Origin of the sequence: Erwinia sp. 198 (assembly GCF_003937915.1) — a bacterium.
Lineage (GTDB): Bacteria > Pseudomonadota > Gammaproteobacteria > Enterobacterales > Enterobacteriaceae > Erwinia > Erwinia aeris.
The window spans coordinates 44883-58035 of sequence record NZ_RHUM01000012.1; the positions used below are offsets into that span (position 1 = coordinate 44883).

A 13153-nucleotide genomic window follows, 5' to 3' on the forward strand; every position below is an offset into this window, starting at 1 on the left:
CAGCAAAAACCCCGTTTGTACGGGGTTTTTTTATGGCCGCAGTTTTATGGCCGCAGCGGATTAACCCAGCGTGCTGGTAGCGACGCCCTCGCTTTTCACGTTCTCTGCCGCGCGCTTACCGGCCAGGAAAGCATGATCCGAATTGTAGTACTCCCACTCGCTATAGCGACCCGACAAATGAATATCCTGGGTCAGCAGCCACTGGCGGATTAACGCGACGTTCGCCTGACGGTAATGGTCGTAAACCACGTAGGCGTAAGGCATATCGACCTCGCTGGCGGTAATCACGGGATCGTCGGCGCGGATAATACCGACCCGAATACAATCCTCCACGCAGCGGGCTATCAGCGCGTCGCCTTCCAGCGGCAAAGGGTGCTCCGCGCAATAGCTGATTTCGCAGGTCAGGCCAAAGCCATCTTGCGGGTTATTAAACGGACTGGCGTTGCCTTGCAGGAAAATGCGGTGGAAGATCGTCTCGCCCGGATAGTAAATCCAGTGTTTCTCGCTAAGGTTAGCGCGGCCGATGCCCAGGTTGACGCAGCGCACCGACACATGACGCAAGTGCCTGGCGGCCGCCTGCACGTTTTGCGGCGCTTCGTCGCCCATCAGAACGATCAGTTCCGGCAGCGGCATAGTATTGATCAGCTGCTCGTAGCGAAAGGCCCGCCCGTCGGCCAGCAGCGCGATGCGCGCCTGCGGCAGGATCTTGACGATAGCGGCATTGGTTTCCAGCCTGCATTTCAGATGGGGTAAAAAACCGGACATCAGCGCCTGAAAACCGCCGCGCAGCGGATAGCCGAAGCGGGCGTTTGGGCCGACCGGCTTCGCCAGCGGCTTCAGCGCGCCGTCGATAATCTGATCCAAATCCGGTAAGGGCACGCGGCCGCCGAGCCATGAGGTTTCCATTTCGCTCAGCGGCAGCTTCCACAGCTTGTTGTTGTAGGGCAGCGCAAAATAACGCGCGATGCCTTTTCCCCAGGTATGCAGGATAAACTGCTCAAAATTTTCCGGCTTGCCGGCGGTCAGCGCGCACGTTTCATCGGGCACCGATCCATCCGCGCAGCAGTCACGGTGGCTAAGGCGGTTCTCCGTGCGGCGTAAATCCCTGGCGGCCGCGGCGTTAAGCGGCACCGCCTGCGCTTCGGCCTCGCCATAGCGCGCTTCGATCGCGCCAAGGATGCACTCTTTGATCACTTCCGGCGGCAGGCCATGCAGCGCGGACTGGAAAGGATAGCGGGTGTGTACGCCCTCGCTGTAAACCCATGCCTCCCGATCCTGCCAGTGCAGGTTATCGCCCAGCAGCATCTCGTAAAGCTGGAGCACGTAGGGATCCTGGGAAAACATAATATGGCCAGCGTAATCGAAGGTGAAACCGTCGTGTTCGACCGAACGGCACCAGCCGCCCGGCGCGGCGTTTTTTTCCAGCAGCACGGCGCCTTCACCATAGTGATAGCCCGCGCTCAGGCCGGTCGGCCCGGCACCGATAATCAGACAGGGGATCTTCTCTGCCTCTTCAGACTGCACGTTAAGCCAGGCGATATCCTGTGCCTTAACGGCGGCGTCGGCGGCTGACGGCGCGGCGTGGGCGACAACAGTCTGACTCATCAGCTCGTGCATTCGATCCGCAGTGCGATCCCAGGAAGTTTCCGCCACTTTGGCGCGCATCCTGGCGGCGAGCGTCTGGCGAGCGTCCGACGCCAGTTTCAGCATCTTTTCACAGGCGTGGATAAAGGCCGCGTGACTATCGGCAATTTCCACCAGTCCCGCGTAATGTCGCTGCACGTCAGCGATAGCCGTGCTGACGATCGGCAGACGAGCCGCCATATATTCCAGCACTTTGGTTGGGCTGATATAGCGCGTGGAGGCGTTCAGGGCGAAGGGCATCAGGCAGACATCCCAGCCCGCGAGAAACTGCGGCAGCGCCTGATAAGGCTGCTGCCCGAACCAGTAAATATTGCCGCGCTGCGGCAGCGTCGCCGGATCGATTTTCACCACCGGCCCGACCATAACGATCTGCCACTCCGGATGGCTGTCGGCCAGCGCCGCAATAAGCGGCAGATCCAGACGCTCGTCGATCACGCCATAGTAGCCCATGCGCAGCGGCGGCAGATCCTCCTGCAAAGGATGGCCGTTGCTGCGATCCAGCGCCTGTTCAAAATGCACCGCGTCTACGCTGCTGGGAAAGCAGTGCACGTGAGGGTGTTTGCTTTTTTTCGCCTCGTACAGGCTGGTGCCGCCGGTAAATACCAGATCGGCCCGGCTCATCAGTGCGGATTCACGCTGTTGAAGCTGGCGCGGCGCCTGATCGAACGCCGACAGCTCATCCATGCAGTCGTAGATAATGGCGCGCGGCTTCAGCCCCGTCAGCAACGGTAGCGCCATAGGCGTATAGAACCAAATCAGCGGCTGCTCATCCTCATCGATCAGCGTGGCGAGCAGAAGCTGAAGCGGCGCGATCTGGCTATCGTGAAAACCCGGCGCGTTGACGTCGGTATGCGGCTGCACCACCGTCACGTTGGGCGCCGGGCTGCTGGTATGGAGTTCTTCCGCTCCCGCCTGATAAATCGGCTCTTCGACAAACAGGATGCGGTAGTGCTGCGCGAGGCGGGTCAGCAGATGCTGAGGGCGCTGAAAAACAAATCCCCAACGCAGATGACTAAAGACAATCAGGACTGGCATTTTCATATTATTCTCCCGGGCTTCCCTGGCCGACGTGATAAAGGAATGAAAACGGCGCATCGTTCGCTGCGCCAGGAGCAGAGCATGGTCATAGGGGTGTTGAAGCTGGCGGGCACAGGGATCGGCCCCCTGGCGGTCGAGATCCCACAAGCCGCTGCGGGTCCAGAAAGCGGTATCTTCCCAAAGCGGGCGATCGATAATCGGATAGAGGCAAGCGCCGCTTATTGCAACGCCAGCCAGCTGCGCCTGCGCAAGCTGCGAGCCGATCTCGGCGATCCAGGCGCCGCGTCCGCTGCCGACATGGCTGGTTTCGGCCAGCAGCAGCGGTCGCTGGTAGCGGTTATGTAGCCCATGCAGCAGCGCATGCAGCGGCTTACGGCGCGCGTCGCCAAGATGCCAGTAGAGCCGACGGCCGGAAAACGCTTCCCACTGATTGTCGTGATAATAATTAACACCAATCAGATCCAGATAGTGCGGCGCACCGCCCAGCTCGGGTTCGCAGCGGCCCGCGATCATATCCCAGGCCTGATATTGCGATTCGGTCATGCTGCGGGCTGCCTGCCGACAGGCTTCGTTTTCTTCATCGGCGATAACGTGGATCAGGGGATCGCAGTGCAGAAAGCGCGCACGCGGATCGGCCAGCCGAATGGCGTCACAGGCGGCCAGCGTGGCGCGCACCAGCTGACGTTTGGCGGCCAGCGCACGGTCATTTTCCGGGCCGCCCGCACAGGCGAACAGGCCAACCGAGATGCCCCAGCTCAGAAAGGAAATCTCATTCATCGGCGCGTAAACTGGCGCTTCCGCTCCTGCGTAAAACGGCGCCAGAAATTCCGCTAATGCGCGGCAAAATGCAGCGAAACTGCTGATAAATTCGGAAGAAAACAGGTTCAGGTATTCAGGCCAGCCGTAGTGGCACAGCGTCCAGGAGATCTGTATATCGTGTTCGCGTGCGGCCTGCATTCGCAACGCGACGGAAGAAAAATCGTAGCCCTTTGCCGTTTCAGCGAGCCGCCAGCCGACGCTTTCGCGCACGGTAGCAATATTAAAACGTTTAAGCCGGGCATAATCCTGTCGGGCCTGCGTCAGGTGGTCGGTAATCGCATTCATCGACAGGCGCAGACCCTGCGGATTAATGTGATCGGCTCCCTCGTAACCTGCCTGCCAAAAACTGCGAAATAGCGCCATGCAAAATTCCCTTACCGTTTAAAAGAGAATATTTTCCCGCCAGCGTCAGGGTGCCGACGGCTGGGTAGCAGCTGTGCAGGCCGATTAACATCGGTCCGAAAACCGTTTCCACGCCGTAAAAAAGGCACTATTCGCCGTAAGCTGGCGAACAGGAGGAAGCGGTAAAATCAGTGAGGAGCAGAAGAAAAGGCGGCTGGAGACTGAACCGCACAAGTCGCTGCGCCGCGGGCAATACTCAGCCTGACGGCGAAACTTTGTACTGATTATAGACAGCATCCGGAAATGCAATGTGATTTTCGTCTCTTTAAGGAAAGTTCTGGCGCTGTAAAAGCACGCTAAACTTTTTCGACGAGAAGACGGCCCGAAAACAGAAACGCCGTCTTATACCCAGGGGATGACATTAACGGGAGCGTGAAATGGCAACAGATCAACAGGTTGAAACCGCAAGAGGCGCATCTCCGTTTATTGCGGATTGCGCGCTTAAGGACGTAAAGCTGCCAAACGGGATGACGCTGCGCGTTGCCGTTATGGGGCAGGGTAAGCCGCTGGTGCTGCTGCACGGGCATCCGCAGAACCATCTGGTCTGGCGGAAGATTGCGCCGGCGCTGAGCCAGCATTACAGGGTGGTGATGCCGGATCTGCGCGGCTATGGCGATAGCGATAAACCGTCAGGCGATGCCGATCACCGCTGCTATTCCAAAAAAGTGATGGCGCAGGACGTTGCCCAGCTGATGGACGTGCTGGGCTATGACCGTTTCGCTTTTGTCGGCCACGATCGCGGCGGCCGCGTCGGACACCGGCTGGCGCTGGATTATCCTGAAAGAGTGGAGCGCTGCGTTTTTCTCGATATTGCGCCCACGGCAACCATGTATGCGCAGACCGACAAAGCGTTTGCAACCCGCTATTTCTGGTGGTTTTTCCTGATCCAGCCTGAGCCGCTGCCGGAAAAAATGATCGGCAACGATCCGGCTTTTTTCCTGCAAAAGCATATTGAAGCACAGCTGAAGACGCCAGGCGCCACGGAGCCGGAAATTTTTGCCGATTATCTGCGCTGTTACCGCGATCCAGCGATGATCCACGCGGCCTGCGAAGATTATCGCGCCTCGGCGACAATCGATCTGGCAGACGACGCGGCGGACAGCGATCAACGTATCCGTTGCCCTTTGCTGCTGCTGTGGGGCGAGAAGGGCACGGTAGGCCAGCTTTACGACGTGGTCGCCACATGGCGGGAAAAAGCCCTGTACGTCAGTGGCGAGGCGCTGCCGTGCGGGCATTCGCCTCAGGAAGAAGTGCCGGAAAAAGTGCTGGCGACGCTGCTGCCTTTTCTGGCTGAGGATAAGGGATAGCCGCAACCAGATCCGCGCCGATCCCGCTTGCGCCGCCGGTGATGACGATGGTCTTAATTTGCAGGCTGCTATAGCGAGTGTAAGTTTCCTTTATCATTAAACGCGCTTCCGCAGGCGGATTTGAGTTAAGTGCATGAAAAGAGAAGAAAGCGCCAGCGCCTTTTTTGCCGCAGCGGGCCAGCGCAATAGCGAAAAATCATAGTGTATTGGCGCCGGCTGGTTTCTAAACCGCCGGCCAAAAAAACCAGCGCGGATAAAATATAAAAAATAAACGTTGCTTAACTGAGTCAGGCATGACTTAATAGCGTCATCGGTTTGGAATACAGACCTTATGAAAGCAGTTTTAGTAAAGCAGTCCTCAGCGCAAGCGTTATCCAACGATATCCTTCCTCCTGATCTTCTTCTAAGTGCCCAATAAGTTATGCTCTGGAAACAGGCCTTCACGCCAATTTAAGTGGCTCAAAATTAAGGAAGTATCGATGTCTGGTAAAATGACTGGTTTAGTAAAATGGTTTAACGCGGATAAAGGTTTCGGCTTCATTTCTCCGCAGGACGGCAGCAAAGACGTATTTGTACATTTCTCTGCAATCCAGGGTAATGACTACAAAACGCTGGACGAAGGCCAGAAGGTAGAATTCACCATCGAAAATGGTGCTAAAGGCCCTTCAGCTGCAAACGTCGTCGCACTGTAAATATTATTACCACACTTACGATAGCGATGAAGGCAGCAGCCTGAGCAGTTAAGTGGAAAATAATAACAGTGACAAAAAACCCGCCTCGTGCGGGTTTTTTTACGTCTGTGGAAAAGGACGTTACCGCCCGGAGGAGAGTTCAGTTCCCGAATAATCGAACATCCCCGTACGGCAGTCCAGAATGACGTAAGCTTCATCACTGCCTTTGCTGCCGCTGACCTGGAGCTTGCCGAACCACGTCTTGCCCCCGAAAGTCGGGGCGGTATTAAAACTCAGGCTGTCCAGGCCGATAGCCGCTTTCCGCTCATCTTTTCCAGCCGAGCGCAGCCACGACCGAATATATTCCTCACGGACCTCTTCCGGCGTAAAGCGCGGACAGGCCTGCTGAAAAGCCTCATCGGCAGGCGCAACGCGTGAGTAAATCATCAGCGCCGCCAGGCAGGCCAGCGTCAGCAGGCCGCCCAATAAAAGCGTAATAAAGTAAGAAAGGGGCTTCCAGAACCTGCGCATCGTACCTCCCTGTGAAGTCGCCTCGCGACACGCTACCGGAAAAACATAACGTGCAAAAAGGCGGGCGTTTAGCCAGTCCAGCCTAAGCTTGCTACAATGGCCCGACGGTAAGCGGTGTCGATCTGCGCCGGCACCCGGCAGATATAATCTTTAGCATGTTCCCGCGTCTCGCCCGTCAGGCTGCCCAGATAGGCCAGCGCCGTCTCTAAAGAAGGCGTACGGCTTTCAATCTTATCGCAGCACGGCGGCAGAGCCGTCCAGATAACCGCATCGATATGCCGGTTGTGTGCCCATTTAGCCAGCGCGCCTGCCGGCCTGTCGGTCACTATCAGCGAGCCGATACCGTCGCTACGCTGTGCCGGGATGGCCTCGCGGACTTTCAATAGCTCACACGCCGTCGCAAGGTCGTCAACCGTCAGCCATGCCCACAGCGCAGGAACGGGATCGGCGTTGATACAGATAGCCGTCGCCAGCTCGCCGCCGTCGCTGATGCGGGAAAATTCTATCGGCACGAGCGGCCCATCCTGACGCCATTCGCCCTCAACCGGCAGCACGCCGGATTTCCAGATAAGCGATCCCCAACCCAAACAGGCTATTCTCATTCTATTTTTCCTTAAAGACTGCACCCGATAACTATGGCCTGATTACCCCTGGCACGCCAGAGCGACACGGCGAAAGATGGAAACCGTGGCTGAATGAGCCTGCTACGGTTATAAAAGGGGCAAAACTGACCGGCACGCGGCGTTTGCAAGGCCGCAACGTGATGCGTTTTGGCCAGCTGATGAAAAAAATGCCGCTCAAACGCATCAGAAAGCTGAAGATGAACAAAACAGGACAGGGCTATTGCGCCTGAAACATCAGGGTATCGGTGCTAAAGGATCCGTCCGGCTGGAGGGCATAATGCCGCTTCACGCTGGCGGACGCTTTTTCCTGCAGCAAAAGGATCGCCTGCGTCAGCGTCTGCGGCGTTTGCATTCTTTCGATCCACGAAGCGAACGCCAGATCCAGGCGATCCATCACCAGCCGGTTAACGATCATTCCGCTTTCGTTCACCCTCTTCAGCCAGTCGCCCTGCGAGTAATTGCGTACGTGAGAAGGATCGCGCAGCATCTCGACCGTTTGCAGCCAGACATCCTGTACCGGCTGGCCAGGCGAGGCAATATCCATCAGGATAAATTTACCGCCCGGCTTCAAAACGCGTTTGACCTCGCGCAGCGCCTGACCGACGTCGTGCCAGTGATGCGCGGAATAGCGGCTGATAACCACATCAAAACTCGCTGCGGCAAAGGGCAGCGCTTCCGCTGGCCCCTGCGCAGTGGTCAGATTGGTCAACCCGCGCACCTTAGCCGCTTCACGCACCACATCCAGCATCTTTTCTGACAGATCGTAAGCGGTTACCTGCGCAACCCTGTCCGCTGCGGTAAAGCTGGCATGGCCTGCGCCGCAGCCAATATCCAGCAGCGTGGCGTGCGCGTCGTGGCTTAACCATTCGCCCAGCCTTTGCAGATCGGCGCCCTGTGCGTGAATGCTGCTGTGCAGATAAGCCTGCGCGCGGTGGCCGAACTGGGTCTCAACCAGTGTTTCATGACTGTTTTTCATTGTAAAACGCCTTTCCTGGGGAGGGTCAGAGCACTATACGACCGGCGTTAAACGGGTACAATATGGGCAATTATACTGGTATCAGGAGTAACCTGTATGAGCGAGACATGGCTTGTCGGCCCAAAGGCGCTGGGCGCTTTTCTGCGCAGCCAGCGGGAAAAGACCTCGCCAGAGAAGCTGGGCCTGCCTGTCGTAGCCAGAAGAAGAACCAAAGGCCTGCGGCGCGAGGAAGTGGCGCTGCTGAGCGGTATCAGCACGACCTGGTACACATGGATAGAGCAGGGTAGAGAGATTGTGGTTTCGGCGCAGACGCTGGCGAATATCGCCAATACGCTGCAAATGAAGCCGGCCGAGCGCGATTATTTGTTCCGGCTGGCGCAACAGAGCGATCCCCAGGAAGCGCCGGTGCCGGCGATTGAAAATACGGTGTTGGCGGCGGTACATCAGGTCAGCGACCCCTGCTATCTGCTTGATTTAACCTGGCATATTCTGGCGTGGAACGCGCCGACGGCGGCGCTGTTTCAGGGCTGGCTGGATAAGGATGAGCAGCCGAATATGATGGACTTTATGTTCATGCATCCGCTGGCGCAGCACCTGGTGGTGGACTGGGAAGGGCGGGCCAAAAGGATCGTGGCGGAGCTGCGCGCCGATACCATGCACTATCCGCACGACCAGGCGCTGAACGCGTTTGTCAGCCGGATGCAGGAGAACGCCAGGTTTCAGGCCTTCTGGTCGCTACAGCAGGTTATCGGGCGGGAAGGCGGTAAACGTATTTTTCGGCATCCGCAGCTTGGCGAGCAGCGCTATCGCCATCTCAGCTGGCAGCTGAGCAGTAACCGTTCGCTGAAAATGATTATGCTGATCCCGGATGCGGGCTGCTGAAGCGCCAGCCAGAGCGCGTCGGTTACGCGTTTTGCCAGGTTTCGTGCAGGGAAACCCACTGTGGATGGCCGCCGACCAGCCGGAACACCGCCGTTGACCAGCGCGCGGTGGCGGCTGCGGCTGGCCGCGTCTGCCGTTCAAGATAGCGTACTACCGCGCCGCCGGGCCAGCTTTCCACCAGCGTCAGTTCCTCAAGCTCGATAGCCAGCCCCGGCCTGCCGCCGCGCTGTGCCAGAAAAAAATCGCTTACGCTGGCCATATCCATGCAGAGGCCGGTTGGAGGGATCATCACAAAGTCCGCGCTGAAGCGATTTAAAAGCGCCTGCACGTCGCCGCTACCCTGACCAAGCCAGTTTTTAATCGCCACGTGGGCAGCGATAACTTCCGTAAAATAAGGGTTCATAACTTCTCCGGTTGGGTTAACGTCGTTGTCACTCAGGCGTGTTTGATAGTCGGCTCGCAAAGTACCGGAAAGTTCAGCGAGTTGGCAATAAAACACTGTTCATGCGCTTTTTCGTGCAGCGCTGTCGCCAGGGCAATATCGTCACCCGCGCGTAGCGTGATTTGCGGCTTCAGGACAATACGGGTAAAACGGCCCCGTCTGGCTTCCAGCATGGTGCCCTCCGCCCTGTCACGGTAGCTTTGCACGCTGATACCCGCCTCAGCGCACAGGTGCAGATACCACAATTTATGGCAGGCGGAAGCGGAAGCCAGCAGCATCTCTTCGGGATTCCAGCGGCTGGCGTCGCCCAGAAAAGAGGGATCGGAGGAGCCGGCTATCTCTGCTTTAGCGCCCGCTACCACCTTAAACTGGCGGTCGTAGGCCTTGTAATTTTCGGTGCCCTGGCCTTTGTTGCCGGTCCACTCCACGGCCACCTGATAGTCATGCTCGCGATCTGCCATAGCGCTTCTTCTGTCCTGTTATTAACAAAATCAGAAGATTAGCGCTTTCTTCCCGTATTACCAGACGCTTTTACAGGCTTTAGCGCTTTTCGGACAGATGCCACAGCTGTTCCGCCGTGAGGGTGGCGCCGCCGCAGACAATCACCAGCGGTTTCCGGAACGCCGCCAGCAGCGGATGGCTGTCGTAAAGGACAGCCAGACTCGCGCCGCAGGCTGTCTCGGTCAGCACGCGATGATCGTTGAGGAAGCGGCTGCACGCGGCAATAGCCTGCCTGTCGGTGACCAGCGCGCTGTAAATCGGATGCGTGGCGGCGCAGCGCAGTGATTGTTCGCTGACGCGCTTTGCGCCCAGCGAACCCGCAACGCTGTTGATAGCGGTCAGCTCAACGGTATGACCGGCCTGGAGGGCCGCATGAAAAGAGGCTGCGCCTTCGGTTTCTACCGCCATCACCGGGACATCGTGCCAGCCGTTGCGCTGCAACCCTTCCACCACGCCGTTCAGCAGGCCACCGCCGCCAACCGACAGGATCACCACGTCAGGTTTACAGCCGTCAGCGGCCACTTCATCGATCATTGTGGCATGGCCCTGCCACAGCAGCGGATCGTCAAACGGGTGCAGAAAAGCATCCTTGCTGCCCAATAGCGACTGAGCGTAATGGTTGGCTTCCTGCCAGGAGGCGCCGTGTACGATAACCTCTGCATTCTCCTGGCGCAGCAGCTCGACGGCACGGGCGGAAGTAGTTTCAGGCACGACGACGATGACGGGTACGCCCAGCCGGCGACCGGCCCAGGCGACCGCCATGCCCGCATTGCCGCCGGAGGAAGAGACGAAGCGTTCGGCGCCCTGACGTAAATAGTGCTGGCAGGCCAGCCCGATGCCGCGGATTTTAAAAGAGCCGGGCGGCTGAAACGCTTCCATCTTCAGCCAGACTTCACGTCCGGTCAGCAGGCTGAGAGGACGTGACGGGATAAGCGGCGTAGCGTGGTGTAGGTGCATATTTATTCCTGAAGGCTAACGAAAATGGGCATCGGCAGAGACGGCCTGGACTTCTATTTCTACATCCAGATCGAAGGCCAGTTTGCTGCTTACGACAGAGCGGGCCGGGAAGGCGGCGTTAAACCAGCGGGCATATTCCCGGTTAAATTCAGCAAAATGCTGCATATCGGACAGCCAGACGTTGACCTTAAAAATAGCGTCAAGGCCCACGTCCAGCGAGGCCAGCGTCGCCTCAATCGCGCTCAGGATATGGCGCGTTTGGCTGGTTATATCACCATAAAGCGGCTCGGCTTTTTCCGTCACGGCAACCTGACCAGACAGATAGAGAATGCCTCCGACCTCCGTGGCGCGGGAGAAAGGAAAGGGCAGCGTGCCCGGATGAAAAACAATGGCCTGATGCATAGCTTGTCCAGGGTTAAGGCTATAGGGCAGTGCAATCTGCGGGGGTTACGATAAGTTATCAACAAAAAATTGATTAATCAACGTTGTGTTGATATTGGCTAAGGTTTGCGTTGATCCTGCAACAAACTGTGTATATGGTGCGGGCTCACATTTGCCGGAGGAAAGCTATGACCAGTAAAGAAGATAAAGCGCGGCTGATCGGGGAAATGAGCGCGGTAATGGATGCGCTCGCGTCGGTTACCGGCCAGCACCTGGAGATCGTACTGCACGATCTCACGCAGCCCGCTTCTTCGGTGGTGAAAATTATCAACGGCCATATTTCGGGCCGCAAGCCGGGCAGCCCGCTACAGAGCGCGCCTGAAAACGATCTGGGTTTTCTGGGCCTGCTGGAGCAGGAGCCAGCCGGAGAAAATCCGCAGGTTTTTAAAGATTATCGCACCACCAGCGCGCGCGGCGCGGCGTTGCAAAGCTCTACCGTTATGTTCAGGGACGAAAATCATCAGCCGCTGATTTCACTGTGCTTTAACGCGGATCACGCGGCGGTGGAAACCGCGCGGGCCCTGCTTGGGCAGCTGCTGCCTGCCAGCGCGCCGGCCGGGGACGTCTCCAGCCTGGAAACGCGTATGAACGAGATTATTCGTTCCGCTATGCCGCCTTCAGGCATATCGGGCGCGTCGAAGAAAGAGAAGACGGAGATAGTACGCGTTATGCAGGATAAAGGGCTGTTTATCGTGCGCGGCGGCGTGGAAAAAGCGGCGAAAGCGCTGGGCGTTACGCGTTACACCATTTACAACTATCTGGATGAAATCAAAAAATCGTAGCGCTTATCCGGCCTTTTACCGTGCGCAAAAGGCCGGATAAGCGCGGGTTGTGCAGGGTAACCTCGCTGCGCGCAGCGATTCAGATCGGGCCTTCCGCACGGCGTAGCGCGCTTCGCCCTGCGCAGCCAGCAGGCCGCTTTCGGGATTTCAATCCGCCAAATATTGTGAGATCGCCGCGCCTTTAGTTATCACCCTACCGTTGTCCAGCGCCCACGCGGACACATAACTTTTGCTGTTGATGGCCGGAAAGTATTTGCCGCCGCGGGGAGTTTTGGTCTTTAAATCCACAGACTCCAGCTCGTGCGCCAGGCGAGTTGCGTGATGGACGATATGCCGGGCTAGCGAGCAGGCACCGGGAGAGTAACAAAGTTTCGTATTCCTCCTTAAATGGGAATGAATGGCCTGATGAAGTCCTTCCGTCCGAACGTGATAACAAGCTTTTCGGCTATAACAAAGCGCTATGTATTACATGCCTTTTTATTAATTACCCTGTTATCAATGAGTTATTTATTTTTTTGAACGGCATTCACTTATTTAAACCTATATTATGATTGATAATTCTTTTCGGTTTCAGACGCTCTTCGCAAAGCCCGCGCGCACCCTTCTTTACTTTCCTACCGTTACTAATACGTAAGTTAATCGTAATGATCCATCTATTTATCTTAAAAGTGTAACTAAAAATAAACATTCCGCTTCTATATTGGCCTTCCAAAAAGAGGGAGAGCCTGATGCGTAGCTGGAATGAACCTGTTAAAAACAAAGCCCATATTGAACTGATCCCGATGATTGACGTGATGATGTTCCTGCTGGTGTTTTTTGTTCTGATCAGCCTGAACGTTATTCCTTCCCAGGGAATGAAAACTCAGCTGCCGGGCGCGGCCAGCGCGCAGCAGTTAAAACCGCAGCAGCACGCCATCGTTACGCTGGGCATGGATAACCGTCTGGAGCTGGACGGGCAACCGGTTACGCCAGAAACGCTCGTTAACCAGTTGAAAGCGCAGCAGGAAGACGGACAGAAAACGGCGATCGTGCTTAACAGCGATAAAAGCGTGCCCGTCGAGCGGCTGATTGCCGTAATGGACTGCCTGCGGCAGGGCGGCTTTACCGCTATTTCTGTCGCAACACGGAAACTATGAC

At 57.0% G+C, this 13153-nt stretch carries 13 protein-coding genes; 5 read left to right on the forward strand and 8 right to left on the reverse strand.

Translation table 11 applies throughout. The annotated features are described in order from the left end of the window. Nucleotides 1-60 precede the first annotated feature (60 nt). A complete protein-coding gene (locus tag EGK14_RS16460; protein WP_125290182.1) occupies nucleotides 61-3864 on the reverse strand; it encodes an NAD(P)-binding protein in 3804 nt (1267 codons plus the stop codon). Nucleotides 3865-4280: 416 nt separating this feature from the next. Here EGK14_RS16460 and EGK14_RS16465 point away from each other — a divergent pair, with 416 nt between their 5' ends. Together EGK14_RS16465 and cspA are read left to right on the forward strand one after the other, a co-directional pair. Further along, nucleotides 4281-5210 (forward strand): alpha/beta fold hydrolase, encoded by a 930-nt coding sequence (locus tag EGK14_RS16465; RefSeq protein WP_125290183.1) that lies wholly within the window; start codon nucleotides 4281-4283, stop codon nucleotides 5208-5210. A 479-nt stretch (nucleotides 5211-5689) separates the two neighbouring features. After that, nucleotides 5690-5902: an RNA chaperone/antiterminator CspA gene (gene cspA / locus EGK14_RS16470; RefSeq protein WP_125290184.1), complete on the forward strand. Its 213-nt coding sequence runs from the start codon at nucleotides 5690-5692 to the stop codon at nucleotides 5900-5902. A 120-nt stretch (nucleotides 5903-6022) separates the two neighbouring features. Here the strand turns inward: cspA and EGK14_RS16475 are convergent, their stop codons facing one another. The 3 genes from EGK14_RS16475 to EGK14_RS16485 form a co-directional block, all read right to left on the reverse strand. Next, entirely contained in the window at nucleotides 6023-6412 is a 390-nt protein-coding gene (locus tag EGK14_RS16475; protein ID WP_125290185.1) for a hypothetical protein, read from the reverse strand. A 68-nt stretch (nucleotides 6413-6480) separates the two neighbouring features. Further along, complete coding sequence (locus EGK14_RS16480; RefSeq protein ID WP_125290186.1) at nucleotides 6481-7014, reverse strand: hypothetical protein; 534 nt, start codon at nucleotides 7012-7014, stop codon at nucleotides 6481-6483. Between the two features lie 238 nt (nucleotides 7015-7252). Further along, on the reverse strand, nucleotides 7253-8011 hold the full coding sequence (locus EGK14_RS16485) for a class I SAM-dependent methyltransferase (RefSeq protein WP_125290187.1): 759 nt from the start codon (nucleotides 8009-8011) through the stop codon (nucleotides 7253-7255). A gap of 96 nt (nucleotides 8012-8107) precedes the next feature. On the opposite strand from EGK14_RS16485, the gene EGK14_RS16490 reads away from it, so the two are divergent. After that, nucleotides 8108-8893 (forward strand): helix-turn-helix transcriptional regulator, encoded by a 786-nt coding sequence (locus EGK14_RS16490; protein ID WP_125290188.1) that lies wholly within the window; start codon nucleotides 8108-8110, stop codon nucleotides 8891-8893. A gap of 22 nt (nucleotides 8894-8915) precedes the next feature. Here EGK14_RS16490 and EGK14_RS16495 read toward each other — a convergent pair whose 3' ends face one another. The 4 genes from EGK14_RS16495 to EGK14_RS16510 all read right to left on the reverse strand — a co-directional run bounded on the left by EGK14_RS16495 (nucleotide 8916) and on the right by EGK14_RS16510 (nucleotide 11195). Further along, nucleotides 8916-9296, reverse strand: coding sequence for a DUF4440 domain-containing protein (locus tag EGK14_RS16495; protein WP_125290189.1), 381 nt, complete (start codon nucleotides 9294-9296; stop codon nucleotides 8916-8918). A 32-nt stretch (nucleotides 9297-9328) separates the two neighbouring features. Next, nucleotides 9329-9796, reverse strand: a complete 468-nt coding sequence (locus EGK14_RS16500) for an OsmC family protein (RefSeq protein ID WP_125290190.1) — start codon at nucleotides 9794-9796, stop codon at nucleotides 9329-9331. A gap of 79 nt (nucleotides 9797-9875) precedes the next feature. Beyond that, on the reverse strand, nucleotides 9876-10793 hold the full coding sequence (locus tag EGK14_RS16505) for a pyridoxal-phosphate dependent enzyme (RefSeq protein ID WP_125290191.1): 918 nt from the start codon (nucleotides 10791-10793) through the stop codon (nucleotides 9876-9878). A 15-nt stretch (nucleotides 10794-10808) separates the two neighbouring features. Next, entirely contained in the window at nucleotides 10809-11195 is a 387-nt protein-coding gene (locus EGK14_RS16510) for a RidA family protein (protein WP_125290192.1), read from the reverse strand. A gap of 167 nt (nucleotides 11196-11362) precedes the next feature. Between EGK14_RS16510 and EGK14_RS16515 the strand changes: the two genes are divergently transcribed. Both EGK14_RS16515 and EGK14_RS16520 read left to right on the forward strand, forming a co-directional pair. Further along, a complete protein-coding gene (locus tag EGK14_RS16515) occupies nucleotides 11363-12016 on the forward strand; it encodes a transcriptional regulator (protein ID WP_158616060.1) in 654 nt (217 codons plus the stop codon). 728 nt (nucleotides 12017-12744) lie between these two features. Then, nucleotides 12745-13152 carry a biopolymer transporter ExbD gene (locus EGK14_RS16520; protein WP_125290194.1) on the forward strand — a complete coding sequence of 136 codons (408 nt, stop codon included), beginning with the start codon at nucleotides 12745-12747 and terminating at the stop codon, nucleotides 13150-13152. Nucleotide 13153: the final 1 nt, after the last annotated feature.

Excerpts from the sequence above, each read along its gene's own strand:
- EGK14_RS16495 (WP_125290189.1), bottom strand. The coding sequence starts at position 9,296 with ATGAACCCTTATTTTACGGAAGTTATCGCTGCCCACGTGGCGATTAAA.
- EGK14_RS16510 (WP_125290192.1), bottom strand. The coding sequence starts at position 11,195 with ATGCATCAGGCCATTGTTTTTCATCCGGGCACGCTGCCCTTTCCTTTC.
- EGK14_RS16465 (WP_125290183.1), top strand. The coding sequence starts at position 4,281 with ATGGCAACAGATCAACAGGTTGAAACCGCAAGAGGCGCATCTCCGTTT.
- EGK14_RS16485 (WP_125290187.1), bottom strand. The coding sequence starts at position 8,011 with ATGAAAAACAGTCATGAAACACTGGTTGAGACCCAGTTCGGCCACCGC.
- EGK14_RS16505 (WP_125290191.1), bottom strand. The coding sequence starts at position 10,793 with ATGCACCTACACCACGCTACGCCGCTTATCCCGTCACGTCCTCTCAGC.
- EGK14_RS16480 (WP_125290186.1), bottom strand. The coding sequence starts at position 7,014 with ATGAGAATAGCCTGTTTGGGTTGGGGATCGCTTATCTGGAAATCCGGC.
- EGK14_RS16520 (WP_125290194.1), top strand. The coding sequence starts at position 12,745 with ATGCGTAGCTGGAATGAACCTGTTAAAAACAAAGCCCATATTGAACTG.
- EGK14_RS16500 (WP_125290190.1), bottom strand. The coding sequence starts at position 9,796 with ATGGCAGATCGCGAGCATGACTATCAGGTGGCCGTGGAGTGGACCGGC.
- EGK14_RS16515 (WP_158616060.1), top strand. The coding sequence starts at position 11,363 with ATGACCAGTAAAGAAGATAAAGCGCGGCTGATCGGGGAAATGAGCGCG.
- EGK14_RS16475 (WP_125290185.1), bottom strand. The coding sequence starts at position 6,412 with ATGCGCAGGTTCTGGAAGCCCCTTTCTTACTTTATTACGCTTTTATTG.
- cspA (WP_125290184.1), top strand. The coding sequence starts at position 5,690 with ATGTCTGGTAAAATGACTGGTTTAGTAAAATGGTTTAACGCGGATAAA.
- EGK14_RS16490 (WP_125290188.1), top strand. The coding sequence starts at position 8,108 with ATGAGCGAGACATGGCTTGTCGGCCCAAAGGCGCTGGGCGCTTTTCTG.
- EGK14_RS16460 (WP_125290182.1), bottom strand. The coding sequence starts at position 3,864 with ATGGCGCTATTTCGCAGTTTTTGGCAGGCAGGTTACGAGGGAGCCGAT.